This is a genomic window from Kitasatospora sp. NPDC048545, from assembly GCF_040651155.1.
In the GTDB taxonomy this organism is placed as follows: domain Bacteria; phylum Actinomycetota; class Actinomycetes; order Streptomycetales; family Streptomycetaceae; genus Kitasatospora.
Window position 1 is genome coordinate 213,522 of record NZ_JBEZIQ010000003.1, and the last position, 24,347, is coordinate 237,868.

The following is a 24,347-nucleotide window of genomic DNA, read 5'->3' on the forward strand; positions in this document are numbered from 1 at the left end:
AGGAGAGGCTCCCCGCCACGCTGCCGCCCGGGGCCGGTTCCGTTCCGATTCCGTTCGACGGCGGTCCGGCGGCAGTCCAACGGTGGTCCGACGGCAGTCCGGGCCGTGCGGCGCAGTTCGCCGGGCCGAGTGGGTGAACCGTCGGCCGCCCGCGTCCCGGCCGGGCCCGCCCGCCGCGCGGCGGTGGTAGGCATGGGCCGCATGGACTGGTTCGCCGCCCCCGACTACTGGCTGAGCCGGCTGCTCGTCCAACGCCTGCTCGCCGCCCTGTACCTGATCGGATTCCTCAACGCCGCCGCCCAGTTCCGCGCGCTCATCGGCACGGACGGCATGCTCCCGGTGCCGCGCTTCACCGCCCGCGTCCCGTTCCGGCAGTCGCCCGGCCTGTTCCACCTCCACTACAGCGACCGCTTCTTCGCCGCCGTCGCCCGGAGCGGGGCCGCCCTCGCCGCCGCCGTCACGGCCGGGCTCGGTGACGCCGTCCCGCTGTGGGCCTCGATCGTGCTCTGGGCGGTGCTCTGGGTCCTCTACCTCTCCATCGTCAACGTCGGGCAGACTTGGTACTCCTTCGGCTGGGAGTCCCTGCTGCTCGAAGCCGGCTTCCTCGCCGCCTTCCTGGGCAACGCCGACACCGCCCCGCCCGCCCTGGTGCTGTGGCTGATGCGCTGGCTGGTGTTCCGGGTCGAGTTCGGCGCCGGACTGATCAAACTGCGCGGCGACAGCTGCTGGCGAGACCTGACCTGCCTGCGCTACCACCACGAGACCCAGCCCATGCCCGGACCGCTCAGCTGGTTCTTCCACCACCTGCCCGACCCGCTGCACCGGATCGAGGCCGCGGCCAACCACGCCGTCCAACTCGTCGTACCGGTCTGCCTGCTGCTCCCGCAGCCGATCGCGAGCTACGCCGCCTGCGCCGTCGTCGCCACCCAGCTGTGGCTGATCGCCTCCGGCAACTTCGCCTGGCTCAACTGGCTCACCGTCGCCCTGGCCCTCGCCGCCGTCGAACCCGCCCGCCTCGGCCTGCCCGTCCACGCCCGCGGCTACCCCGACGCCCCGCTCTGGTACGAGACCCTGGTGATCGCGCTGACCGCCGCCGTCCTCGTCCTCAGCTACTGGCCGGTGCGGAACATGATCTCCCGCGGCCAGGTCATGAACCGCTCCTTCAACCGGCTCCACCTCGTCAACACCTACGGCGCCTTCGGCAGCGTCAACCGCCTCCGCCAGGAGGTCGTCGTCGAAGGCACCGACGAGGCGGTCCTCACCCCGCGGACCGTCTGGCGCGAGTACGGCTTCAAGGGCAAACCCGGCGACGTCCACCGGCTCCCCCGCCAGTACGCCCCCTACCACCTGCGGCTCGACTGGCTGATGTGGTTCGCCGGCATCTCGCCCGGCTACGCCCGCCCCTGGTTCCTGCCCCTCGTCGCCCGCCTCCTGGCCGGTGACCCGGCGACCCTGCGCCTGCTGCGCCACAACCCGTTCCCGGACGCTCCGCCGACCCACGTCCGGGCGACCCTCTACCACTACCGGTTCACCGATTGGCGCGAACTGCGGGAGACCGGAGCGTGGTGGCACCGCACCGCGTTGCACGAGTACCTCGCGCCGGTCGACCTGCCCGCCCTCGGCCGGGCCGGGTACCGGCCACCGCCGGGCCGACCGCCCCGCAGCGTCCGCGAAGTCCCGCTGGAACGGCCCCGGCAGCCCGGCCGGCGCCCCGGCCCGTCCACCGTTCGGCGGCCCGGCCACCCGTCCGGACCAGCGCCGGACCACCCGGGCGGGTCACCCGAGTAGCGGCCAGGTGGGCGGTATGGCAGACGACACCGACCCGTCGGGGCGGTGGGTGCGTGCAACGCTCGAACGGGCACCCGTATTCTGGGCCTCCACAACCGGCAGCCCGACCGCGCGCCCCCTCGCCCCGCCCCAGGGGCACCCCGCGCAACCGGTCCGCCGCCCCCTCGCCGCCAGCCCCGCCGTCGTCGCCCAGAACCGGACCTCACATGACAGTGCTTCACTCGCGCAACGCCGACGCAGCCGACCCGGCGGACGTCGCCGACGCCGCAGACGTCAAGGACCCCCAGGACGCCGCCGCGGAGCCCGACCTCCGCGAAGACCTCGGCCGCTACGCCGAACTCGGGGCCTTCACCCTCACCGCCGACACCCACGCCTGGTATGCGGCCGTCGACACCGTCGCCACCCCGGAGGACGCCCGCGCCGCCTCCACCGCGCTCGCCGAACTGCGCGGACACGACCTCCAGCAGACCTGGGAGGCCGTCACCGCCCTCGCCGCCGAGGCCAAGCTGGACGAGCCGGACACCGTCGCCAAGACCGTGCTGCTGGTCGAGATGCTCCAGCGGGTGCGCCGCACCTCCGCCACTCTCACCAGCGCCGCCTACGACGCCGACCTCGGCGCCCTCGCCGCCGCCACCGCCGACAGCACCTGGCGCCGCGAGAACGGCGTCAAGCTATCCTGGCTGCGCGGCCGCTCGCTGCGCAAGCAGGCCACCGCCCTCGCCACCGACCGCCGCATCCGCCGTGAGGACCTGCACGAGGCCCTCACCTCCGCCGAGATCGAGCGCCGCGCCTGGGCCGCCCTCGCCCCGGCCGGCGCCCTCCCGACCGCGCCCGCCGACGGCGCCCTGGTCGACCGCACCGCCCAGGCCTTCGAGGCGATCAACAGCGGCCTGCGCGACCTCGCCCGCCTGCTGCCCGACCACGACCTGGACGGGCTCCCCTTCACCGAGCTCGTCGACCTGGTCGACCGGCTCGCCGCCGACGAGGGCACCCTCTACCGCCTCCCCACTATCCGGGGCCTGCGCGCCGGCCTGGAGGAGGCCGGCCTCGGCGACCTGCTCGCCGAACTCGCCGCCACCAAGGCCGACCGCCGCGCCGCCGAGGCCGCGTACGCCGCCCGCCAGGCACTCGTCGGCGGGCAGCGGGACGGGCTGGCGCAGGAGGCCGCCGCCGAGGAGAGCGCGGTCGAGGCGCCGACGACGGAGGCAGACGACGCGGCCGTGGCTGACGCCGAGGCCGAAGCAGCTGCGCGTCAGGCGCTGGCCGGTGGACAGCGGGACGGCCTCGTGGAGGAGGTCCCGGTGTCGGCTCCGGTCGAGGAAACCGACGAGGTTGCGGCGGGTGCCGAGGCCGAGGTTGAGGCTGCGGCCGTTGTCGAGGCCGTTGTCGAGGCCGAGCCCGAGGCAGGGACCGAGGCAGGGACCGAGGCAGGGACCGAGGCAGGGACCGAGGCAGGGACCGGCGCCGAGGCAGGGACCGAGGTCGCCGAGGTCAAGGTCGCCGAGGTCGAGGCGGTGACGGGTTCGGGCGTCGACCAGGACGCCGCTGACGTCGAGCTGGTGGCGGAGGAGGCGTCGGCGGAGGAAGAGACCCCGGTTGCCGTGGTTTCGCTCCCCGCGCCCTCCCCGGCCGCCGACGACTTGGTCGCCGCCGCGACCGCCGATCCGGTCGACGCCGTGGCGGAGACCGAGCCGGCCGTCGAGGTCGAGGAGCCCACTCCGGCCGAGCCCGAGGCCGAGGTCACGGAAACCGAGGTCGTCGTCGAGGAACCGGCCGCCGAGGCCGACGTCGTCACCGACAAGTCCGCCGCCGAGGTTGACGAGGCTGCCGAGGAGGTGGCGGTGGAGACCGTCGCTGCCGAGGAGCCCGCTGAGGCCGAGCTGGTGACCGTGGCTGTTGCCGAAGAGGTCGTCGAGGTCGAGCCGGTGGCTGAGGTCGTTGCCGTGGAGTCGGCCGTCGAGGCCGAGCCGGTGACCGAGGCCGTCGCCGAGGAGCCGGCCGCTGAGGTCGAGGCCGTTGCTGTCGAGTTGGAGGAGCCGGCCGTTGAGGCCGAGGAGCCCGCTGCCGAGCTGACCGAGGCTGTTGCCGAAGAGGTAGCCGAGGTTGTCCCGGTGGCTGACGTTGTCGTCGAGGAGTCGGCCGTCGAGGCCGAGGTCCCCGTCGTCGAGGCCGAGCCGGTGACCGAGGCTGTCGCCGAGGAGCCGGCCGTTGAGGCCGAGGCCGTTGCTGTCGAGGCCGAGGAGCCGGCTGCCGAAGCCGAGCCGGTGGCCGAGCCCGAGGCTCCCGCTGAGGAGCCGACCGAGGAGCCTGTTGTCGAGGCGGCGGCCCCCGTCGCCGAGGACGCCCCCGTCGCCGAGGCCGGTGCCCGTCCGGCGAAGCCGGACTTCACGCCCGGTCGCCCGGTGACCGCCTACTCGGCCGACGAGTTGCTCGCCGTCGTGCGGTGGGTGGACGGCGACGGTGTCGAGCGGTCCGAGGAGGAGCTGCTGCGGGCGGCCATGAAGGAGCTGGGCTTCGCCCGTCTCGGCCCCCGGATCAAGGAGGCGCTGGGCGCCGCCGTCACCGCGGCGCGCGCCTGACGAGGGGACACCGTACGACCGGCGGGGCCCGGGACGCGATCGTGCGTCCCGGGCCCCGCCGTCTTCCGCGGCCCCTGGTGAGTCCGGATGCGTTCCGGTGGCGACCGGACATCGCCGTCCGCGCCGGGCGGCGTGCGGTCAGTTCGGCCGCCGGGCCTCGCCCCGGCGAGGGCCCGATGCCGGCTGCCGGGAGGATCTTCGGCAGGACCTCCCCGCGGCGCGTCCTTCACGTCCTCGGTGACCTCCACGGCGGCACCCTTCGCCGGCGCCACCGGCAGACCTTGGCTGGTGTGCCCGTCATCCCGCTGGCACTCACTGTTACCGAGCCCGGCCGCCTGTTCGTCGGCGCGGCCGACGGCAGGGTCCTGGACGGTGCGACCGGGGTGGCCCTTTCAGCTCGTCCTTCCACCCCGCCCTTCCGCCGCACCGGCCGTACACCGCCGCCGATGTCGGCAGACCTCGCCGAGACGGGTCCGGCGCCGTCCGCGCCGTCCGCGTCGTCCGCGTCGGAGAGGCGGTCCCGGCGAGTGGCGGGCACCCTACGAGCTGCCGGTCCGCCCTCGGGTGAACGGGCGGTCGATCGCCTGTCGCAGGACGGCCGGTGCCGTGACGAGGGACGGCCCGTACCAGGTCAGGTGTCGTCCGCTGACCAGGGCGACCGGTGTGCCCGGGAACGCCTCGGGGCCGTCGTCGGCGGTGAAGCGGTACGGCTCGTCCGGTAGAACCACCAACTCGGGCTGCTCGGCGAGCAGTTCGGGCAGGGGGACGGCGGGGTAGCGCTCGGGGTGGTCGGCGTGGACGAGTCGGAGGCCGAGGTGGCGCAGCAGGTCTCCGGCGAAGGTGTCGCGGCCGAGGACCATCCACGGGCGGCGCCAGATCGGCACGATCACTGTCGGGCCTCCGGGCTCCGGGTCCGTCCCGTCCGTCCCGTCGGTCCCGTCCGTCCCGTCCGCCCCGTCCGCCCGGCCTGTCCGGTCCTCGCCGACCGGCGCCCAGGCCGCTTCTGCCTCGTCCAGCCAGGCGGGGCGCGGCAGTCGGCAGGCGGTGGTCAGCAACCGGTCGAGCGAGCGGAAGGCGTCGTCCAGGGCGCGGATGTCGGTGACCCAGACGGGGATGCCGGCTGCCCGCAGTGCGTCCAGGTCGGGGCGCCGGTTCTCCTCGTCGTTGGCGATCACGAGGTCCGGTCGGAGCGCGACGATGCCCGGGACGTCCGGGTTCTTGGTGCCGCCGATCCGGGTGACGGCCAGGTCTGCGGGGTGGGTGCACCAGTCGGTGGCGCCGACCAGCAGTCCGGCTGCGGTGGCGGCGACCGCCTCGGTCAGCGAGGGCACCAGCGAGACCACCCGGCGGGGCGGGTGCGGCCCGAGCCGGACGGGGAGGTCGAGGTCGTCGCGCGGGCGGGTGGGGTCGGCCATCCGGCCAGCCTACGTCCCGGATCCGGCGGGCCGGTCAGGGCGGTACGCGCCGGCGGAAGCGGTCCGTGAATCCCCGGGAACCCGCCGCTCCGGCCGTCCGACTACCTGGTCCGGGTCCGCAGCACGGGCCCTCGCACGGATCACCGACCAGGAGAGTTGTCATGCGCCCTCGCGTTGTCTGCGGAATCGCGGCCGCCGTCGCCCTGTTCGCCACGGCCTGCGGAAGCGGGGGCGGGGGTGGGCAGCGCGGATCCGTCACCGCCGCCGCCCAGGCCGGTGGCGCCGGCGCCCACCCCGTCACGGTCGCCGACTGCGCGGGCAAGGAGACCGTCATCGCCAGGACACCGACGAAGATCGTCACCAGTAATGCGTCCAGCCTGGAGATGTTGCTGCGACTCGGTGCCGGCGACCGCGTGATCGGCACCGGCTTCCCGCCCGGCAAGGGCACCCTGCCCGCGGACATCGCCGAACAGGGCGACAGGATACCGGTGTTGGGGGAGAAGGTCATTCCCAAGGAGAAGCTGCTCGGCTCCGGCGCCGACCTCTACGTCGACACCTTCAGTGCGATGCCGATGATGGGCGGTGGCGCCACCGGGCCGAGTGAGGAGGAGTACGCGGCGGCCGGCATCCAGCACGTCTTCCTGCTCTCCACCGCCTGCGCCGGGACCCCCAAGGCCGCCAAGGCGCCGCGCACCGACCTCGCGGGGATCGAGGACGACATCCGCCGCCTCGGCGCCGTCACCGGCACCGCCGCCCGCGCGGAGGAGCTGGTGGCCGGGATGGAGAAGCAGATCGGCGAGGTGCGCGACGCGGTCGCCGCCGTCCCGGAGGACCGGCGGCCGAGCTACTTCGTCTTCGACTTCGACGCCGGCACCAAGCAGCCGGTGGCGGTCTGCGGCCGGCAGGTCGCCAACGCGGTGATCACCCAGGCCGGGGCGCGCAACGTGTTCGCCGACTGCGACGCCGACTTCAAGCCCGGCTCCTGGGAGGACGTCGTCGCCAAGAACCCGGACTGGATCCAGCTCGCGGTCCGCAACCGGGGCAGCGCGGAGGCCACCCGCAAGGCCTTCGACGACGCGGAGGCGTTCCTGAAGGGCTTCCCGGCGACCCAGGGGCTGAAGGCCGTCCAGGAGGGTCATTTCGTCCGGCTCGGCTCCGAGGTGACCACCATCGCGGGCGTGCGCAACGCCGAGGCCGTCCGGCAGATCGCCGCGACCGTCCACCCCGACCTCGTCAAGAACGGGCAGTAGGCCGTGACGTCGGCCGCGCCCGCCAAGGGCGTCGACACCCGCCGCCCGGCCTGCACGCTGCTGCGGGCCGGGCCGCTGGCCGCCGCCCTCACCGTCGCCCTGGTGCTCGCGCTGACCGCGGCCGTGTCCTTCGGTTCGGTGGACATCCCGCCCGGCGAGGTCTGGTCGGTGGTCGCCCGCCGCCTCACCGGCCGGGCCGTCGAACCGGGCACCCGTGACCTCATCGTCTGGCAACTGCGGGTCCCGCGCGCCCTGTTGGCCGCCGTGGTGGGTGCCGGGCTCGGTCTGGTCGGCACCGCCGTCCAGGCCCTGGTCCGCAACCCGCTCGCCGATCCGTACCTGCTCGGCATCTCCTCCGGCGCCTCGCTCGGGGCGGTCGCCGTTATCGTCCTCGGCACCACGTTCGGGCTCCAGCTGTCCTTCGGCAGCGCGCTCGGCCTCACCGTCTCCCTGGCGGCCTTCGCCGGTGCGCTCGCCGCGTTCTCACTGGTCTGGCTGATGGCCCGGCGCGGCGGAGGCTTCTCCCCGCTGCGCCTGGTCCTCGCGGGCATCGGCATCGCCCAGTTCCTCGGCGGCGTCACCAGCTACCTCGTCCTGCAGACCCGCGACGAGCAGCAGACCCGGGGCGTGCTGTTCTGGCTCATGGGCAGCCTCGGCGGTGCCGTCTGGGCCCAACTCGTCGTGCCCGCGGTGGCCGTGGCGCTGGGCCTGGCCCTGCTGCAGGCCCGAGCCCGGGGGCTCAACGCGATGCTGATGGGCGACGAGACGGCCGCCGGGCTCGGCGTGGACGTCGGCCGGCTGCGCCGCGAGGTCTTCGTCGTCACCAGCGTGCTCACCGGCGTCCTGGTCGCCGTCTCCGGCGCGATCGGCTTCGTCGGCCTGATGGTGCCGCACGTCTGCCGCCTGCTCCTCGGCGGCGACCACCGGCGCCTGCTGCCGCTGTCCGCCCTCACCGGGGCCCTGCTGCTGGTCGTCGTCGACACCGTGGCCCGCACCGCCCTGGACGGCCAGGAACTGCCGATCGGCGTGGTCACCGCCGTCCTCGGCGCACCCACCCTGCTCTACCTGCTGGACCGACGACTGGAGCGCACGTGAGGATCGCCGTCGAGGACCTGAGCGTCGCCATGGCCGGGCGGACGGTGCTGGCCGGGGTCCACCTGGTCGCCGAGGAGGGCGAGATCGCCGGACTGGTCGGGCCCAACGGGAGCGGCAAGTCCAGCCTGTTGCGCACCGTCTACCGGCACCTGCGGCCGAGCGCCGGGCGGGTCCTGCTGGCCGGCCGGGACCTGGCGGAGCTGCGGCCCGCGCAGTCCGCCCGGCACATCGGCGCGCTGCCCCAGGAACGCGGCGGGGACTTCGAGTTGAGCGTCCGCGAGGTGGTCGCGATGGGCCGCACCCCGTACAAGCGGGCCTTCGCTGCCGACGACGCCGAGGACCACCGGATCACCGCCGAGGCGCTGGTGCGGGTCGGCATGGCGGATGCCGTCGACCGCCGCTTCGCCCAGCTGTCCGGCGGGGAGCGGCAACGGGTGCTGCTGGCCCGGGCGCTCGCCCAGCAGCCCGACGTCCTGGTGCTGGACGAGCCGACCAACCACCTGGACGTCCGGCACCAGGTCGAACTCCTCGCCCTGCTGCGGGAACAGCGCCGCACGACGCTGGTCGCCCTGCACGACCTCAACGCCGCGGCCTCGGTCTGCGACCGGCTGCACGTGCTGCACCGCGGCGCCCTGGTGGCCTCCGGGGCGCCGCGCGAGGTGCTGACCCCCGGGCTGCTGGCGGAGGTCTTCGGGGTGCGGGCGGCGGTCGTCGAACACCCGCTCACCGGCGACCCGTTGATCGCCTTCGACCACCGCACCCCGGCCGGCGCGGTGGCCTCCGCGGTGGGGGCGTAGTCCGCTCCGCGGAGGCCACCGGCGGGCTCCGCGCCGCTCGTCCGCCCGCTCGTCCGGCCGGTCCTCGCGCCGGTCCTTCCGCCGGTCCTCGCGCCGGTCCTTCCGCTGGTTCTCGCGCCGGTCCTCGCGACCGCGCGTCTCAGCGGCCCTCGTAGTGGCTCGGTCGGTCGTCCCGCAGCACGAGCCGGCCGAGCCGCGCGGCCTCCTCGCTGCGCAGCAACTCCCAGGCGCCGTCCTCCCGGTGGAGCACCGAGGAGTGCCAGGGTGTGGTCCATGCGTCGGCCGCCGCCAGCAGCCGGATGCCGAACTTCGCCACCCCCGCGGGCTGCGGGTGGATGGAGAGTCGGACGGCCCGGGGGTGGTGCTCGGCGATCAACTCGCCCCACGCGCGGCTGCGCTGGATCACCCCGTAGGCGCGGCGGCGGCACTCCCGCTGCAGGGCCGAGCGGGTTCCGGCGAAGCCGACGGCGTCCTCGGTGAGGAAACGGGTGATGCCGCGGTAGAGCCGCAGGGTCTCCTCCTCGGTCAGCACCTGCTCGCGCAACTCCTCGACGGTGGGGGCGTAGCGCGCGTGCACCCGGGCGCGCTTCTCGTCGTACGGGAGGTCGCCGAGGACGGTCCGCAGGTCGAACGTGGCGAGGTGGCCGAGCCCCTCGCGGTCGATCATCGCTGCCAACTCGTCGGAGTAGGCGTCGATGTGGTCGTCCGGGACGTCGATCAGGTCACCGAAGACGTGCCCGTCGGAACAGATCAGGATCCGGGCGCCGGGCGGGTGGAGGCGGCCGATCTCGGCGCAGAGCCGGTCGAGGAAGGTCAGCGACAGCCGTTCGCCCTCGTCGGGCAGGTGGCCGAGGACCTTCGCCGGGTTCGGCGACTTGCAGGGGAAGCCGGGCAGGGTGAAGACGATCGGCTCACCGGCGGCTATGAAGTCCGCCAACTGTGCGAGCTGGAGCGGGAAGTGCTCGGGCCGGGCGTCGAACTCCGGGTCGGCGGCGCGGCGGTGCGGCAGCAGGAGGCCCAGGACGCGGGCGGCGAGGCGCCCGGGATCGGCCGAGGGACCGGGTGCGGTACCGGGGTCGGTGCTGGGGTCGGTGCCGGTGGCAGCGGTGGCTGTACCGGAGGTGGTGGCAGCGGTCGGAGCGGTCGCGGTGCCGACGGGCGGCATGGTGGGTCCTCCACGGATGGTGGTGTGGTGCGGGCTACGGGCAGGCGGAGCCGGTGTTGCCGGGCACGCCGAGGTGGTACGGGCGGGGCGAGCCGGTCCCGGTGGAGCGAGCCCGTCCCGGTGGGCGAGCCGGTCCGGGCGGGTCCGGGGCGTCCGGGTCAGTGGCGCCGGTCGTAGGCGACGGGCAGGCGGTTGACTCCGCGTGCCAGCACGGCGGGGATCCAGGCGAGGTCCGCCAGGCCGTCCCCCGGGGCCTCGGCCGGGCGCAGTCCGGGCAGGCGGGTGAGCAGGGTGCCGATGGCGATCTGGAGTTCGGCCCGGGCCAGGGCGGCGCCGGGGCAGTAGTGGATGCCGTGGCCGAAGGCGAGGTGGGCGTTGGGGGAGCGGTCGAGGTCGAGGAGGTCGGCCCCGGGGAACTGCGAGTCGTCGCGGTTGGCGGCGCAGAGCGAGACGATCACCGAGTCGCCGGCCGGGACGGTCGTGCCGAACAGGTCGCTGTCCCGGGCGAAGAATCGCCAGGTGGTGAGCTCGAACGCGGCGTCGTGGCGCAGCAGTTCCTCCACCGCGCGGGCGAGCAGTCCGGGCTCGTCGAGTCCGGCGCGCAGCCGGTCGAGCTGTTCGGGGTGGCGCAGCAGGGTGATCAGCATGGTGGTGATCTGGTTGGTGACCGGCTCCTGACCGGCGACGAGCAGCTGGAACACCATGGAGTCCAGTTCCGCGCGGCTCAACTCGCCCGCGTCGTGGGCGGCGACGAGCCGGCCGAGCAGGTCCGCGGACTCCGTCCAGCCGGGCTCCCGGCAGTCGGCGCGCTTGCGGGTGACGACGTCGGCGATGTAGGTCTGCAGGCCGCGCAGCCGCGCCTCGTAGGCGGGACGGCCCGGGTCCTGCGGGCCGACGGGCTGGACCACCTTTCCCCAGTCGCGGTCGAAGCGGTCCGCCAACTCGGGCGGGAGGCCGATGACTTCGGCGAGCACCCGGAAGGGGTAGTGGGCCGCGAAGCCGGTCACCAGGTCGGCGCCGCCGGTCTCGGGCAGTTCGTCCACGAGCGCGTCGGCCAGTTCCCGCAGCCGGGGGCGCAGGGCCTCCACCCGGCGCGGGGCGAACGCGTCCAGGACCAGCCGGCGCATCGAGGTGTGTTTGGGCGGGTCCTGGTGGAGCAGGTGGACCTGGAGGCGGGAGTGCTGCGGCTCGGGCATGATCGACGCGAGTCTGCGCCAGTTCTCGTTGCCCAGCGCGTGGTTCTTGCCGAGGCGCGGGTCGTTCAGGGTCGCGTGGGCGGCCCGGTAGCCGGTGACCAGCCAGGCGTGGATGCCGCTCGGGAACTCCACCCGGTGCACCGGCCCGGCCTCGCGCATCCGCCGGTACAGCGGGTACGGGTCGCTCTTGTACGCCGGACCGTACAGCGGGACGGGGGAGGGGAGCCGGTCGTACCCGTACGGGCAGCGTGGGGCGTCGTCGGTCGCCGCCGGGTCGGGGGCATCGACACGGACGGGAGCAGGGACCGGGGCCGGGGTCAGGGCGGAGGCCGGGGCAAGAGCCGGGGCCGGGGCAGTGGCAGGGGTCGGGTCGGTCATCCGGGAAGGTCCTTCGGTGCGGCGCGGGGACTGTCAGGTCTGGGGTCTGCGGTGCAGGGCGAGCAGCAGGACGGCGGTCGCCGCGACCAGGACGGCCAGGACGATCCCGGCGCGGGTCCCGGTGACGGCGCGGTCGCCGGCGAGCGCGGCCGCGGTGGCGAGGGCCGGTCCGAGGGCGAAGCCGAGGCTGCGGGCGAGCTGGACGGCGGAACCGGCGGTGGCGAGTTGCCCTGGCGGGGAGGCGGTCATCACCAGGGCCTGGGTGGGGCCGCCGTTGAGGCCCATCCCGGCGCCGGCCAGGGCGAGCCGGGCGGCGATGTCGACGGCGGACCAGCCGGTGTCCAGCGGGACGAGCAGGGCCAGGCCGAGGGTGGTGACGGCGGCACCGGTGAGCGCGGTCGGACGGGCGCCCCAGCGGTCGGCCAGCCGGCCGCCGAGCCGCCCGGCCAGCACCATGCCGAGCGGGAACGCCAGCATGGTCAGCGCGGTGGCCGTGGCGCTCTCGCCCCGGGGGCCGCGCAGGTACTGGGCCAGCAGGTAGTGGCAGGCTGCGAATCCGGCGGCGAGCGCCAGCACCGAGGCGTTGACCCCGGCGGTGCCGGCGGCCCGCAGCGCCCCGGCCACCGGCCGGCCGCCGGGGCGGCGCAGCCACAGCAGGACGAGTGGCACGGCGGGCAGCGCCAGCAGCAGCCAGAGGGGCGCCGTCGGTGCCAGGGTCAGCCCCAGCAGGACGGCGGCCACCGCGCCGCCGATCAGGGCGGCGTCGCCGAGCGAACCCCGGTCCGGCGGACGCAGCCCGCCGCGCCGCGGGGCGTGCCGGCGCACGATCAGGACGGCAGCCAGGCAGACCGGCAGTTTGACCAGGAAGATCGCCCGCCAGCCGAGGTGGTCCAGCAGCAGGCCGCCGATGACCGGGCCGGTCACGGCGCCGAGCGGGCCGAGGGTGGCCGGCACGCTCATCGCCCGCCCGCGCAGTTCGGGCCGCACGGACGTCGCGGCGAGCACCGGCATCAGGACGAACAGCACGGCCCCGAAGGCGCCCTGGAGCAGCCTGGCGGCGATCAGCCAGCCCGCCCACGGGGCGCCGGCCGCCAGCACGCTGCAGCCGGCGAAGCACCCGACCGCGAGCAGCAGCGCGGACCGGGTGCCGACCTGGTCCAGCCAGCGGCCGGCGGGCAGGAGGAGTGCGACGAGGGGGAGTTGGTAGCCGAGGACAGCCCACTGCGCGACCCCGGGGGAGACCTTCAGGCCGGTCGCGATGTCGGTGAGCGCGAGGTTGACCACGTTCATGTCGAGCATCGCGACGAACGACAGCAGGCCTGCGGCCACGACCAGGCTCCAGCGGTCGACGGGCCCGGCCTGATGGGGCGTCAGCGATGCGGAAGCCGTGGGCTGTCGCGCTGCCATGGAGTCCCTCCGTTCCCGTCCTGCGGTAGCGGACACCGCCTCGGCGGCGGGGTCCGGTACAGCAGTCGGGGGCGCGACGGCTCCGGTTCCGAACACATGGGGGAATTTTTCGGACGCGACGCCCGGTGGTGGACGGCGGTGGCAGTGGCGGGCGGCAAGGCGGATGGCGGGTTCGGGCGGCGGGCGGCGGTCGGCGGGCGAACAGATGACAGCTGACAGATTTCGAAATCTGTCGGCTGTCATCTGTCAGTCGTTACCGGCCGACTGCCGACTGCCGACTGCCGACTGCCGACTGCCGACCGCCCACCGCCGACCTGGCGCCTGTCGGTCGGCTGCCGCGTCACCGCTCAGCAGGCGGTGGCGAGTTCCCCGGCCTCCGCCGCCTGCAGGCGCGCCACCAGCTCCTCCCGTGCCCGGGCGACCCGGGAGCGGACTGTGCCGACGGGGCATCCGGCGACTTCGGCCGCCTCGGCGTAGCTCAGCCCGACCACCTGGGTCAGCACGAAGGCCTCCCGTCGCTGGGCGGGCACCCGGTCGAGCAGGTCGTCGAGCGCGATGCCGTCCTCGAACCCGGCCTCCGGCGCACCGCACTGCCGTTCCGCCGCCTCCTGCCAGTCCGGCAGCGCCGCGCAGCGAGGCCGGGCGGCGGCCATCCGGTACCGGTCGATCACCGTGCGCCGGGCGATCGACAGCAGCCAGGTGCGGGCCGAGGAGCGCCCCGCGAACGCCGGCAGGCTGCGCAGTGCGCGCAGGAAGGTCTCCTGGGCGAGGTCGTCGGCGGACTGTACGTCGGTCAGGTGGGCGACGAAGCGCCAGACGTCGCGCTGGGTCGCGCGGACGAAGGCCTCGACGTCCGCGGCCCGGCCGGCGCGGGCGGTCAGCGCGAGTGCGGTGAGCTGCTCGTCATCCACGGCGGCCTCCGACCCGGCCGGTCCCGCCAAGACGGCTGTGCGGGACGATGGTCCTATGAGATGCGCGCAGTTCCGTACCGCTCTGTCCGCCCGGCTCGACGGCGAACCGAGCGGGCTGCCGGAGGCCCGGCTGGACAAGCACGTCGCGCGCTGCACGGGTTGCCGGGACTGGCTGGACCGGGCCGAGCGGCTGAGCGGCCACGTCCGGGCGGTCGCCGCCGACGGGCCGTCGCCCGAGTGGTCGGCCCGCCTGCCGGCCGGGCTCCCGGCCGTCGGGCGCGCGGACGCCGGACCGAAGGGAATCCGGCAGGAAGTCGCCGGACCGAAGGGCATCCGGCAGGAAAGCGCCGGGCAGGAACGCATCGGGCCGTAGGGCGAGGCCGGCGGTCGCGCTCCAGGAGGCCCGCCGGGCGTGGAGCGGCAGGACGGTGGCGCCGGCCGCAGCCGGTGCGCCGTCGTAGTCAGGCATGGAAAGGTCCCGAGGGGAGGGCTGGGGACGGCACCGTTCACGGCGGCACCGTCGGCGTCCGTGGGCAGCCGCGCGGCGCACCGAACCTCCCGGGGAACGGGAGTGGCACGGCGGCGGGCGCGGGCCCGCACCCTGGCGGTACGGCGGCGGAGGGTGCGGCCGTACGGCAGGGCGACCTGCCCGTCGCGGGGGTTCCGGTGGCCGGAGGTGGCCGGGGGAGCGCAGCGGCGGGCGCGTCAGCAGGCGAGGTCGAACGCCGGCGGTCCACGCCGGACGACGGCGTGCGTGAGCAGCACCGAGCGGGGTGGCCGGGCCCGGTCGTCGGCGGGCCGGGGCGGTGTCGGGGCCCGGTGGCCGAGGGGGCGCACGAACAGCGCCAGCAGCGGGAGCAGCAGCACTCCGGCGAGGACGGTGCCGAGCGCGGAGAGCAGGTCGAAGAGCCGGACCAGTGCCGCGTCGCCGCGCCACAGCAGCAGCGCGCACGCCAGCGCGGCCAGCACGTGGGCGACGGCCATTCCCGGCGCCATGCCGTGGGACAGGTCGCCCGCCACGCCGCCCGCCATGTCGTGCGCCGTGCCGACCGTCGTTGCGTCGGGCATCCCGCCGGGCATCGGGTGGGACATGCCGGGCATGCCCGCCATCCCCGACAGGCCCGTGTCCACGGCCGCCCCGTCGGCGGAGGCGCCCGCCCCCGCGGCCCCGTGGTGCATCCCCGCCATGGGGCGCAGGCCGCCGGTGGCCGGCGGGGTGGCCGGGTCGAGGCCCGCCATCCGTGCCAGCTCGACCGGCGAGAGTCCGCCGGGTGCGTGGTCCGGGTTGCAGAGCAGCAGGGAGGTCCAGTCGGTGGTGGCGAGCCGGCCGAGACCGCCGCCACCGCGGCCGAACGCCCCGGCCTGTTCGAACAACTGGTGCAGTGCGGTCTGTGCGGCGACCATCCAGACGCTGATCACGCCGAGTCCGCGCCGCGCACCGGCGAGCAGCCAGGTCAGTCCCAGGACCGCCCCGAACGCGCCGGCCAGCACCGTGGGCGAGACCCCGGATCCGGCCATGGCGACGTGCGCGGTGGCAGCCATCGCCACGCACAGCGCGGCGAAGACCACGGCGCGCAACAGGCGGATCCGGTCGGTCATCACGATGGCACTCATCGTCGCACCCGCCCCGCTCGGCCCGGGCCGCACCCTCCGGTATTGGCTGGTTCCGCCCCGTGAGACCATGCCCGGCCGCTCACCCGACGGCCAGGCCGACAGCTCGTCCGGCCCGGCTCGGCCGTCCTCGATCCCGGTGCGCCGATCCGAACGGCTGCTCGTACGACCATCGGTGCGGCTTGACAAGCACTCACCGCGTGCTCACTAGATGTGCGCGAGTGGATACGTTGCGTGCGTATCGGAGCGGTGTCGTCCAGCAGCAGGGAGGTCCGACCTTGGAGACCCCGACGGAAGTCACGGAGTCCTTCGCCGACTTTGTCGAGCCGGTCGAGCCGTCCGATTCGGCTGACCCGGCCGACCCGGGCACTCCCGCCGCAGCCGCCGGCACGACCCGGCCTGCAGAATCAGCCGGGACCACCGGGACCACCGACCTCGCCGACCCGCGCTTCTGGCGGCTGCCCGCCCCCGAGCGCGCCGCCGCCTTCGCCGAACTGCGCCGCCTGCCCGGCCCGGTGTTCTTCGGCGACCGCGCCACCGGCAAGGGCTTCCACGCCCTGGTCCGCCACGCCGACGTGGTCGAGGCCAGCCGCACGTCCGCCGTCTTCCTCAGCGGTCCCGGTGTCACCACCCCGGCCCCGGCCCGCTGGGTCCGGCTGCTGTTCGGCGACTCGATGGTCAACCTGGACGACCCCCGCCACGCCCAGCTGCGCCGGATCGTCTCGCGGGCGTTCACCCCGCGGCTGCTCGGCCGGGTCGAGGAGGACGTCCGCCGCATCAGCGTCGCCCTGGTCGACCGGATCGAGCGGGAGCGGCCGGAGGACTTCGTGACCGCGGTCGCCGCCGAACTCCCCTTCCAGGTGATCTGCACCATGATGGGCATCCCCGAGCGGCCGCGCCGCGCCATCCTCGACCTGGTGAACCGCACGTCCGCGGACATCGGGGTGGCCCGCTCGTTGCGCCACCGGCTCCGGTCGCCCGGGCGCGGACTCCGGGCGCTCGCCCGGATGCAGGCCATCGTGGCCGGGATCGGCCGGGAGCGCCGCCGCCGGCCGGCCGAGGACCTGATCTCCGCGCTGGTCACCGCCGACGTGGACGGCCGCCGGCTCGCCGGTCGCGAACTCGGCGCCTTCTTCACCCTGCTGCTGGTCGCCGGGGTCGAGACCACCCGCAATGCGCTCGCGCACGGCCTGCACCTGCTGACCGCGCACCCCGAGCAGCGGGCCCTGCTCCTCACCGACCTGGACGGGCGGCTCGGTGGCGCGGTGGACGAGATGGTCCGTCACGCCACGCCGATCATCCAGTTCCACCGGACCGTCGCCGTCGACCACGAACTCGGCGGCCCCGGCGGTCCGTTGCTGCGTGCGGGCGAGAAGGTCGCGTTGTTCTACGGCTCCGCCAACCGGGACGAGTCGGTCTTCCCCGACCCGGAGTCCTTCGACATCACCCGCACGCCCAACCCCCACCTCGGCTACGGCGGCGGGGGCCCGCACTACTGCCTCGGCGCGCACCTGGCCCGGCAGGAGATGACGGCCCTGTTCCGTGAGTTGTTCACCCGGCTGCCCGAGGCCCGTTCGGTCGGTGAGCCGGAGCTCGTCCCGTCCAGCTTCGACCACCGGGTCCGCTCGCTGCGCTTCGCTTTCTGAACCCGTTCCCGGGCCTCCCGGAACCCGTTCCCGGGCCTCCCGGAACCCGTTCCCGGGCCTCCGGTGCGGCTACTCGCCCGGCTCCCACACCGCGTGGTCGTGCGCGAAGAGCACCCGGCGCGGCCCCTGCTCCGCCACCCGGTCGAGCCAGGGCCGGTAGCCGGGCAGCGGCGCGGCCACGCCCTCGCGCGCCGCCTGCCGGGCGAGCAGCGCCTGCCCGTACTCGGACGCGAAGTCGTACGCCTGGCCGGCGAGCAGGACCGGGCCGCCCGGACGGTCGACCAGCAACGACTGGTGGCCCTCGGTGTGGCCGGGGGTGGGCAGCACCCGGACGCCGGGCCAGACCTCCGCCTCGCCGTCGAGTTCGCGGTAGTCGGCGCCGGGGAAGTCCACCAGCGCGTCGATGGTGTGGCCGCCGCGCCGGGCGGCGGCCAGCTCGCCCGCCTGGACCAGGACGGCCGTGCCGGCGAACAGCGGGTTCCCGCCGCAGTGGTCGAAGTGGAGGTGGCAGTTGACCACCAGGTCGATGTCGGCGAGGGAGACCCCAGCCGCGGCGAGCGCCTCCGGCAACGGGTGGCGGACCGGGCGGTAGTGCGCCTCGGTCTCCGGTTCGCCGCCGCCGATCCCGGTGTCGAAGAGCAGCAGTCCCTCCGGGCGTCGGACCAGGTACGCGAGCACCGGCTCCACCCGCGGCTCCGGGCCGCCCACCTCGGCGGCCGGCCGGACGAAGTACCCCAGGTCGAGCCGGCGGATCACCTGCACGTCGTCCCCCTGGTCGCTGCGCGTCGCTCTGCCCCACGGGCGGCCACGCCGACCCCCGGTTGGCACCCTACCCGTCGGCCGGCGGCCCCGGTCGGTCGCCCCGGACGGCCTCGGGCAGCGCGGCGTCCCCGGCGTTCGGGGCCGCGACCGCGACCGCGTCGGGCATGTCGGCACCGGTCCCGGCGGAACTGCCGGCAGCGGCTCCGGCGGGACCGTCGACGCCAGTGGCGGGCGTCACGGCGGGCGGCCGGGAAGGGGAGCACAATGCCGGACATGACTGATCGTCCGCTGCCCGCAGAACCCACCCGTTCCGTGCACGCCACGGGCGGAGCCGCCGACCGTCCCGCCGGCCACGCCGCCGGCCACGCCACCGGCCAGGTCGCCGACCGGCCCACCGCCGACGCCTGGGCGGCCCTCGGCGGGCCGGTGGACCTGCTGGAACGGGTGCGCTTCCAGGGCCCGGACGAGGTCCTTCCCTCCGGACTGCCGGTGCGGCGCCTTGCCCGGGCGACCGTGGCGGTCTGCTCGCTCGCCGCCGCCGAGCTCGCCGCCCTCCGTGGCGGCGGTGCCGTCCCCGACGTCCGGGTGGACCAGGGCGCGGTCGCCACCGCCTTCGTCAGCGAGCGGCACCTGACGGTCGACGGCCGTACGCCCGTCAGCTTCGCCCCGTACTCCGGCTTCTGGCGCACCGCCGACGGCTGGGTCCGGACCCACGCCAACTATCAGCACCACCGCACCCGGCTGCTGGCCGCCCTCGGCCTCGCCGCGGACGCCGGGCCCGAGCAGCTCGCGGAGGTCCTCGGCGCGCTGCCGGCCGAGCAGGTCCAGGAGCGCGCGTACGCGGCCGGGGCGCTCGCGGTGGCCGTCGCGCCGGTGAGCGGGGCCGTGCACCCCCTGGTGGAGCACCTGGAGGTCGGCACCACCGGTGCCGTCGGCTCGGCCCCTGCCGCCGACGGCGCCGGCGCCCGCCCGCTCGGCGCGGCGCCGGTGGACCGGCCCGCCGCCGGGGTCCGGGTACTCGACCTCACCCGGGTGATCGCCGGGCCGGTCGCCACCCGCACCCTCGCCCTGCTCGGCGCCGACGTCCTGCGCGTCGACTCGCCCCGGCTGCCCGAGGCCGAGGACGCCCACGCCGACACCGGCTTCGGCAAGCGCTCCACCCGCCTCGACCTCGCCGAGCCCGCCGACCGCGCCGTCCTCGACGAACTGCTCGCCACCGCCGACGTCGTCGTCACCGGCTACCGCCCCGGCGCCCTCGACACCCACGGCCTCGCCCCCGAGGCACTGTTCGCCCGCCGGCCCGACCTGGTCGTCGCCCAGATCTGCGCCTGGGGCTGGACCGGCCCGTGGGCCGCACGGCGGGGCTTCGACAGCCTGGTCCAGGCCGGTGTCGGCATCGCCGCCCACGAGGCCGCACCCGACGGCCGCCCCGGGGTGCTGCCCGCCCAGGCCCTCGACCACGGCACCGGCTACCTCATCGCCGCCGCCGTCCTGCGCGCCCTCACCGACCAGCGCACCCGCCCTCCCGGCGGCCGCCACCTGCGCTTCTCCCTGGCCGGCACGGCCTCCTGGCTGCTGCACGGCATCCCCCGGGAGACCCCGGGGCAGGAATCCGAGCCGCACGGGCTGCAGGAGCCGCACGGGCCGAACGATCCGCAGGAGTCCTACGACCCGGCGAGGTGGCTCGTCGAGACCGACTCCGCGTACGGGCGGCTGCGGCACGCCCTGCCGCCGATCGGCTACGCGGGCGCGCCCGTCGACTGGGCCCGCCCGCCCGGGCGGTGGGGGACGGACGAGCCGGTCTGGCTCTGAACCCACCGGCCCGGGGGAGGTTCCGCCCACCGGGCCGGTCCCGAGCACGCGGGCCGGTTCCGAGCACGCGGGCCGGTCCCGAGCAGGCGGGCCCCGGCAGCCCGGCACCGGTGGTGTCGGTGAGGTCCGGCATCATCGGGGCATGACCACCGCACACGCCACCGACTACGCCTGGTTCGAGCAGCGCTACCCCGTGCTGGGCGAGGCCTACTGCCTCACCCACGTCCAGGGGATCTCCGCCGACGAACTGCTGCGCCGCTTCGACGCCCTGTCCGGCCGCGAGGTCACCGGGCTGGACGCGGTGGTCACCGCCTGGGAGGTCTTCGACGACGGGGAGGACGAGGACGCCGAGGCCCTGCTCGGCGAGGACGACGACCGGCTGCTCGTGGCCGTCACCGAGCTGGACGGCTGGGCGCTCGCGATCGAGCCGTACGGCTACCTCGGCGGCCTCCACGAGGTCGTCCCCCGGCTCACCGACGGCACCCGGCTGGTCTCGCACTTCCGGAACGTCAACGCCGAGGACAGCTTCCACTGGTGGGAGCACGGGCGCTGCCGGCTCCACTTCGAGCCGCTCTTCGCCGACCAGCGGCACGGCTCGGACGCCGACGCCACCGGCATCCCCGAGCTGTTGACGGCCTGCGGCTTCGACCTCGCCGGGGAGCGGAACGGGCTGCACACCGAGGCCGCGTTCGCGCTGGCCGAGCGGCTGACCGAGGTCCGCCTGGACGCGGAACGGCTGGAGGCCGCCACCTTCCGGCTCGGGTACGCCCCGCGTCCGTGACGGCGGCGGGCGGCTCCGGCCGGAGGCGCGGCCTCCGCGGCGCGGTGGTCGAAGCGGCACGGTGCTCGAACCGGCACGGTGCTCGAACCGGCACGGTGCTCGAACCGGCACGGTGCTCGAAGGTGCTCCGCTCAGACCCCCGACGGGATCTCCTTGGCGCGGCTGCGCAGCCGGATCGCCGTCACGATCTCGATCAGGCCCAGGATCACCAGCCAGCAGCCGGCCAGCACGGCCAGCGCGGTGATCGAGCCGACCGGCCAGACCATCAGCAGGACGCCGGCCAGCGTGTTGGCCACGCCCGCGAAGGCCTGCCAGCCGCGGGCCGGCATCAGCGGGTCGGAGATCGCGGCGAAGAGTTGCGTGATGCCGCGGAAGAGCCAGCCGATCCCGATCCAGATCGCGAGCAGCAGCACCGACTGCGCCGCGCTGCGGAAGCACAGGAGCCCGAGCAGCACGCAGATCGCGCCGCTGATGAAGGCCAGCACCCGTAGCGCGGTGGTGGCGTGGGTGCCGAACGCGGCGACCAGTTGCACGATGCCGATGACCAGCAGGTAGAGGCCGAACAGCACGCCCACCACCATCAGGGTCTCCTCGGGCCAGGAGAAGACCACGATCCCGAGGGCGAGCGAGGCGAGTCCGGCGACCAGCAGGACCTGCCAGGCGGCCTTGGCGAGCATGCCGAGCGGGCCCTGGACTGGGGAACCGTCGGGGTTGATGATCGGTGAGACCACGGTGGCGTCACTCCTCGGGCAGGGGCAGAAGTCGAACCCCAGCGTCTCCGTCCCGCCGCCGCGGCGCGTGTCGGATACGGCCGTTCGGGGGATCCGCCCCGGTCGCCGGAATGACATCCTCCGGCCACCCACGGTCGATAGCATCCGGCGGTATGACTTCTGAAGGGTGGGGGACCCCTCCGGTCGAGCCGATCAGCCAGCACTACATCGTCTGCGGGGGCAACGCGCTGGCACACCGACTGATCCTGGAACTCGTCGAACACTACGAGGTCCCGGTCGTCGTCCTGGTCGCCGACCGGACCCGCGACCACGCGCCGCGGATCGAGCAACTCGACGGCGTCGCCGTGGTCGTGGAGTACACCAGCATCACCGACGAGGCCCTGCGCGCGGTGTCCATCGGCACCGCCCGCGGCCTGGCCCTGGTCGAGGGCAGCGACCAGGAGAACATCCACGCCGCGCTCAGCGCCCAGAACCACAACCCGGACATCCGGATCGTGTTCCGGATGTTCAACCAGCGCCTCGGCGAGAACATCGAACGGCTGCTCAAGAACGGTGCCGCGCTCTCCGGATCGGCCACGGCGGCCCCGGCGTTCGCCGCCGCCGCCCTCGGACGCCCCAACTCGGTGGAGATCGACGGGCGGTACCTGCACATCGCCTTCGATGACGCCATCACCTCCGACCGGGTCTGCGTGGTCGCCGACCAGATCGACCGGCAGGATCTCAGCAAGATCCGGCTGCTGCCCGAACAGCAGGGCGGTTCGGCCGAATTCGTCCGGCTCGCCAGCGAGTTCGGCGACGACGGGCCGGTCCGCCCGGGAGGCGTGCGGCGCGAACCGGAATCCGCGGCCGCCCCCGGGGAAGAGGAATCGGGCGGCACCGCCGCGCTGCAGGTGCTGCGGATCGAGCCACGGGAACCGATCGACTGGCGGCGGCGGTTGCGCTGGCGACTGCTCGACACCATGCGCTTCTTCACCAGCGCCCGGATGCGGCTGGTGCTGCTCACCGCCCTCGCCGCCGTCCTGATGGCCTTCGGCGTGCTCTGGTACCTCAACCGCAACTTCGGCTGGACCGTCTACATCTCATTGCTCGACCTGGCCGGCGCCGCCCAGCCCGACCAGCTCGCGGACATCGCCGCCGGGACGGGCACCGGCGGGATCTGGCAGCGGGTCGCGCAGGTGGTGATCACCATCTGCGGGATCACCTTCGCGCCGGTCGCCACCGCCATCGCGGTCGAGGTGCTGGGGTCCGGACGGCGCGGCCAGCCGCGCAACCCGGGAGCGGGCACCCGGGACCACGTGATCGTCGTCGGGCTCGGCAACGTCGGCACCCGGGTCGCGACCCAACTGCACGACCTGGGCGTGCCCGTGGTCTGCATGGAGCGGGACCCGCAGGCGCGCGGCGTCGCCGCCGTCCGGGCGCTCGGGATCCCGGTCGTGATGGGCGAGGGCCCGTTCGACGAGCAGCTGCGCCGGGCCCGGCTGAAGCACAGCCGGGCGCTGGTCGCCGTCAGCGGCGACGACGCCACCAACCTGGAGGCGGCGCTGGAGGCGCGGCACGGCAATCCCGAGGTCCGGGTGGTGGTGCGGCTGTTCGACGACGACTTCGCCGGGCACTTCTACAAGACGCTGGACAACGCGGCCTCGCGGTCGGTGTCCTACCTGGCCGCACCCGCCTTCGCGGCGGCGCTGATGGGGCGCGAGGTGCGCGGGACGCTGTCGGTGTTCCGGCACGTGCTGCTGATCGCCGAGCTGGTGGCGGGGGACGGCAGCGGGCTGATCGGCCTGAACCGGCATGACCTGGAGGACCCGGGCGGAGTCCGGGTGATCGCCGTCCGCTTCGCCCGCGGCGCGCAGCTGCAGTGGGGTCTGCCCGACCGCACCCGGCAGCTCGCGCCCGGCGACCGGATCGTGGTCGCCGCGACCCGCAGCGGGCTCGCCCGGCTGAACACGGTGGTGCTGGAGGAGGACGCGGAGGCGGCCGCGGCCGCGGTCACGGCTGCGGTCACGGGCGCGGCCGGGGAAGGCATCGGGGAAGACGCCGCGGAGGTGGAGGCGGCGGTAGAGGCGGCGGTGGAGGAATGACCGCGGCGAACAGCCGGTGAGCGACGGATGACAGCTGACAGATTTCAGCTGGCAGATTTCATCATCTGAAATCTGTCAGCTGTCATCCGTCGACGGTCATCCGTCATCCGTCAGCCGCGGGCCGTCAGCTGTTGGTGAAGGACGGCGGCCGCTTCTCGGCGAAGGCCGCCATGCCCTCCTTCTGGTCCGCGGTCGCGAAGGCCGCGTGGAAGAGCCGCCGTTCGAAGCGGACGCCCTCGGCGAGGGTGGTCTCGTACGAGCGGTTGACGCTCTCCTTGAGCATGATCGCCGCGGGGGTGGACATCGCGGCGACGGTCTCGGCGGTGGCCAGGGCCTCGGCGAGCAGCTGGTCGGCGGGGACGATGCGGGAGACCAGGCCGGCCCGCTCGGCCTCCTCGGCGCCCATCATCCGGCCGGTCAGGCACAGCTCCATCGCCTTCGCCTTGCCGACCGCCCGGGTCAGCCGCTGCGAGCCGCCGATGCCGGGGATGACGCCGAGCTTGATCTCCGGCTGCCCGAACTTCGCGGTGTCCGCCGCCAGCAGGATGTCGCACATCATCGCCAGCTCGCAGCCGCCGCCCAGCGCGAAGCCGGCCACCGCCGCCACGACCGGCTTGCGCAGCGCGCCGAAGCGGTCCCACGGGCCCAGCCAGTCGTCCAGGTAGACGTCCGGGAAGCGGTTGCCCTGCATCTCCTTGATGTCGGCGCCGGCCGCGAAGGCCTTCTCCGAACCGGTGACCACCAGACAGCCGATCTCGGGGTCCCGGTCGAAGGCGGTGGCGGCCGCGACCACCTCGTTCATCAGCTGGGTGTTCAGCGCGTTCAGCGCCTTGGGCCGGTTGAGCGTGATCAGCCCCACCCGGCCCTTGCGCTCGACCAGGATCGTCTCGTAGGTCTCGGTCTCGGTCATCGCCGTCGACTCCCATGTCCGCTGCTCGGCGC

General features: G+C 74.8%; 19 protein-coding genes. 10 read left to right on the forward strand and 9 right to left on the reverse strand.

Going from position 1 to position 24,347, the window contains the following annotated elements:
• Positions 1 to 201 precede the first annotated feature (201 nt).
• Positions 202 to 1,788, forward strand: a complete 1,587-nt coding sequence (locus AB0D10_RS04655) for a lipase maturation factor family protein (protein ID WP_360251752.1) — start codon at positions 202 to 204, stop codon at positions 1,786 to 1,788.
• A gap of 206 nt (positions 1,789 to 1,994) precedes the next feature.
• Positions 1,995 to 4,367 carry a hypothetical protein gene (locus AB0D10_RS04660; RefSeq protein WP_360251196.1) on the forward strand — a complete coding sequence of 791 codons (2,373 nt, stop codon included), beginning with the start codon at positions 1,995 to 1,997 and terminating at the stop codon, positions 4,365 to 4,367.
• A 539-nt stretch (positions 4,368 to 4,906) separates the two neighbouring features.
• On the opposite strand, the gene AB0D10_RS04665 is transcribed toward AB0D10_RS04660, so the two are convergent.
• The gene (locus AB0D10_RS04665; protein ID WP_360251199.1) at positions 4,907 to 5,782 is read right to left on the reverse strand and encodes a helical backbone metal receptor; all 876 of its coding nucleotides are present in this window, start codon (positions 5,780 to 5,782) and stop codon (positions 4,907 to 4,909) included.
• 161 nt (positions 5,783 to 5,943) lie between these two features.
• Between AB0D10_RS04665 and AB0D10_RS04670 the strand changes: the two genes are divergently transcribed.
• Genes AB0D10_RS04670 through AB0D10_RS04680 form a run of 3 tightly spaced genes read left to right on the forward strand, consistent with a single transcriptional unit; the run spans position 5,944 to position 8,924 of the window.
• Positions 5,944 to 7,032 carry an ABC transporter substrate-binding protein gene (locus AB0D10_RS04670; RefSeq protein WP_360251202.1) on the forward strand — a complete coding sequence of 363 codons (1,089 nt, stop codon included), beginning with the start codon at positions 5,944 to 5,946 and terminating at the stop codon, positions 7,030 to 7,032.
• A 57-nt stretch (positions 7,033 to 7,089) separates the two neighbouring features.
• Entirely contained in the window at positions 7,090 to 8,127 is a 1,038-nt protein-coding gene (locus tag AB0D10_RS04675; RefSeq protein ID WP_360251755.1) for an iron ABC transporter permease, read from the forward strand.
• Positions 8,124 to 8,924 carry an ABC transporter ATP-binding protein gene (locus AB0D10_RS04680; protein ID WP_360251205.1) on the forward strand — a complete coding sequence of 267 codons (801 nt, stop codon included), beginning with the start codon at positions 8,124 to 8,126 and terminating at the stop codon, positions 8,922 to 8,924. The genes AB0D10_RS04675 and AB0D10_RS04680 overlap by 4 nt, the downstream gene beginning before the upstream one ends.
• Positions 8,925 to 9,063: 139 nt before the next feature.
• On the opposite strand, the gene AB0D10_RS04685 is transcribed toward AB0D10_RS04680, so the two are convergent.
• The 4 genes from AB0D10_RS04685 to AB0D10_RS04700 form a co-directional block, all read right to left on the reverse strand.
• Entirely contained in the window at positions 9,064 to 10,089 is a 1,026-nt protein-coding gene (locus AB0D10_RS04685) for an isocyanide synthase family protein (protein ID WP_360251208.1), read from the reverse strand.
• Positions 10,090 to 10,247: 158 nt separating this feature from the next.
• Positions 10,248 to 11,663, reverse strand: coding sequence for a cytochrome P450 (locus AB0D10_RS04690; RefSeq protein ID WP_360251211.1), 1,416 nt, complete (start codon positions 11,661 to 11,663; stop codon positions 10,248 to 10,250).
• 33 nt (positions 11,664 to 11,696) lie between these two features.
• On the reverse strand, positions 11,697 to 13,070 hold the full coding sequence (locus AB0D10_RS04695; RefSeq protein WP_360251214.1) for an MFS transporter: 1,374 nt from the start codon (positions 13,068 to 13,070) through the stop codon (positions 11,697 to 11,699).
• A gap of 347 nt (positions 13,071 to 13,417) precedes the next feature.
• On the reverse strand, positions 13,418 to 13,981 hold the full coding sequence (locus tag AB0D10_RS04700) for a sigma-70 family RNA polymerase sigma factor (protein WP_360251217.1): 564 nt from the start codon (positions 13,979 to 13,981) through the stop codon (positions 13,418 to 13,420).
• Positions 13,982 to 14,036: 55 nt separating this feature from the next.
• Between AB0D10_RS04700 and AB0D10_RS04705 the strand changes: the two genes are divergently transcribed.
• A complete protein-coding gene (locus AB0D10_RS04705; RefSeq protein ID WP_360251220.1) occupies positions 14,037 to 14,354 on the forward strand; it encodes a zf-HC2 domain-containing protein in 318 nt (105 codons plus the stop codon).
• 332 nt (positions 14,355 to 14,686) lie between these two features.
• On the opposite strand, the gene AB0D10_RS04710 is transcribed toward AB0D10_RS04705, so the two are convergent.
• Complete coding sequence (locus AB0D10_RS04710) at positions 14,687 to 15,595, reverse strand: hypothetical protein (protein ID WP_360251223.1); 909 nt, start codon at positions 15,593 to 15,595, stop codon at positions 14,687 to 14,689.
• 275 nt (positions 15,596 to 15,870) lie between these two features.
• Here AB0D10_RS04710 and AB0D10_RS04715 point away from each other — a divergent pair, with 275 nt between their 5' ends.
• Positions 15,871 to 17,238, forward strand: a complete 1,368-nt coding sequence (locus AB0D10_RS04715) for a cytochrome P450 (RefSeq protein WP_360251226.1) — start codon at positions 15,871 to 15,873, stop codon at positions 17,236 to 17,238.
• A 69-nt stretch (positions 17,239 to 17,307) separates the two neighbouring features.
• Here the strand turns inward: AB0D10_RS04715 and AB0D10_RS04720 are convergent, their stop codons facing one another.
• Positions 17,308 to 17,991, reverse strand: a complete 684-nt coding sequence (locus AB0D10_RS04720) for an N-acyl homoserine lactonase family protein (protein WP_360251758.1) — start codon at positions 17,989 to 17,991, stop codon at positions 17,308 to 17,310.
• A gap of 282 nt (positions 17,992 to 18,273) precedes the next feature.
• Between AB0D10_RS04720 and AB0D10_RS04725 the strand changes: the two genes are divergently transcribed.
• Positions 18,274 to 19,812 (forward strand): CoA transferase, encoded by a 1,539-nt coding sequence (locus tag AB0D10_RS04725; protein ID WP_360251229.1) that lies wholly within the window; start codon positions 18,274 to 18,276, stop codon positions 19,810 to 19,812.
• A 142-nt stretch (positions 19,813 to 19,954) separates the two neighbouring features.
• Positions 19,955 to 20,593: a DUF6461 domain-containing protein gene (locus AB0D10_RS04730; protein WP_360251232.1), complete on the forward strand. Its 639-nt coding sequence runs from the start codon at positions 19,955 to 19,957 to the stop codon at positions 20,591 to 20,593.
• 131 nt (positions 20,594 to 20,724) lie between these two features.
• Here AB0D10_RS04730 and AB0D10_RS04735 read toward each other — a convergent pair whose 3' ends face one another.
• Positions 20,725 to 21,324: an HdeD family acid-resistance protein gene (locus AB0D10_RS04735; RefSeq protein WP_360251235.1), complete on the reverse strand. Its 600-nt coding sequence runs from the start codon at positions 21,322 to 21,324 to the stop codon at positions 20,725 to 20,727.
• A 152-nt stretch (positions 21,325 to 21,476) separates the two neighbouring features.
• Between AB0D10_RS04735 and AB0D10_RS04740 the strand changes: the two genes are divergently transcribed.
• Complete coding sequence (locus tag AB0D10_RS04740; RefSeq protein WP_360251238.1) at positions 21,477 to 23,405, forward strand: NAD-binding protein; 1,929 nt, start codon at positions 21,477 to 21,479, stop codon at positions 23,403 to 23,405.
• 124 nt (positions 23,406 to 23,529) lie between these two features.
• Here AB0D10_RS04740 and AB0D10_RS04745 read toward each other — a convergent pair whose 3' ends face one another.
• Positions 23,530 to 24,315, reverse strand: a complete 786-nt coding sequence (locus AB0D10_RS04745; protein ID WP_360251241.1) for an enoyl-CoA hydratase — start codon at positions 24,313 to 24,315, stop codon at positions 23,530 to 23,532.
• Positions 24,316 to 24,347 lie beyond the last annotated feature (32 nt).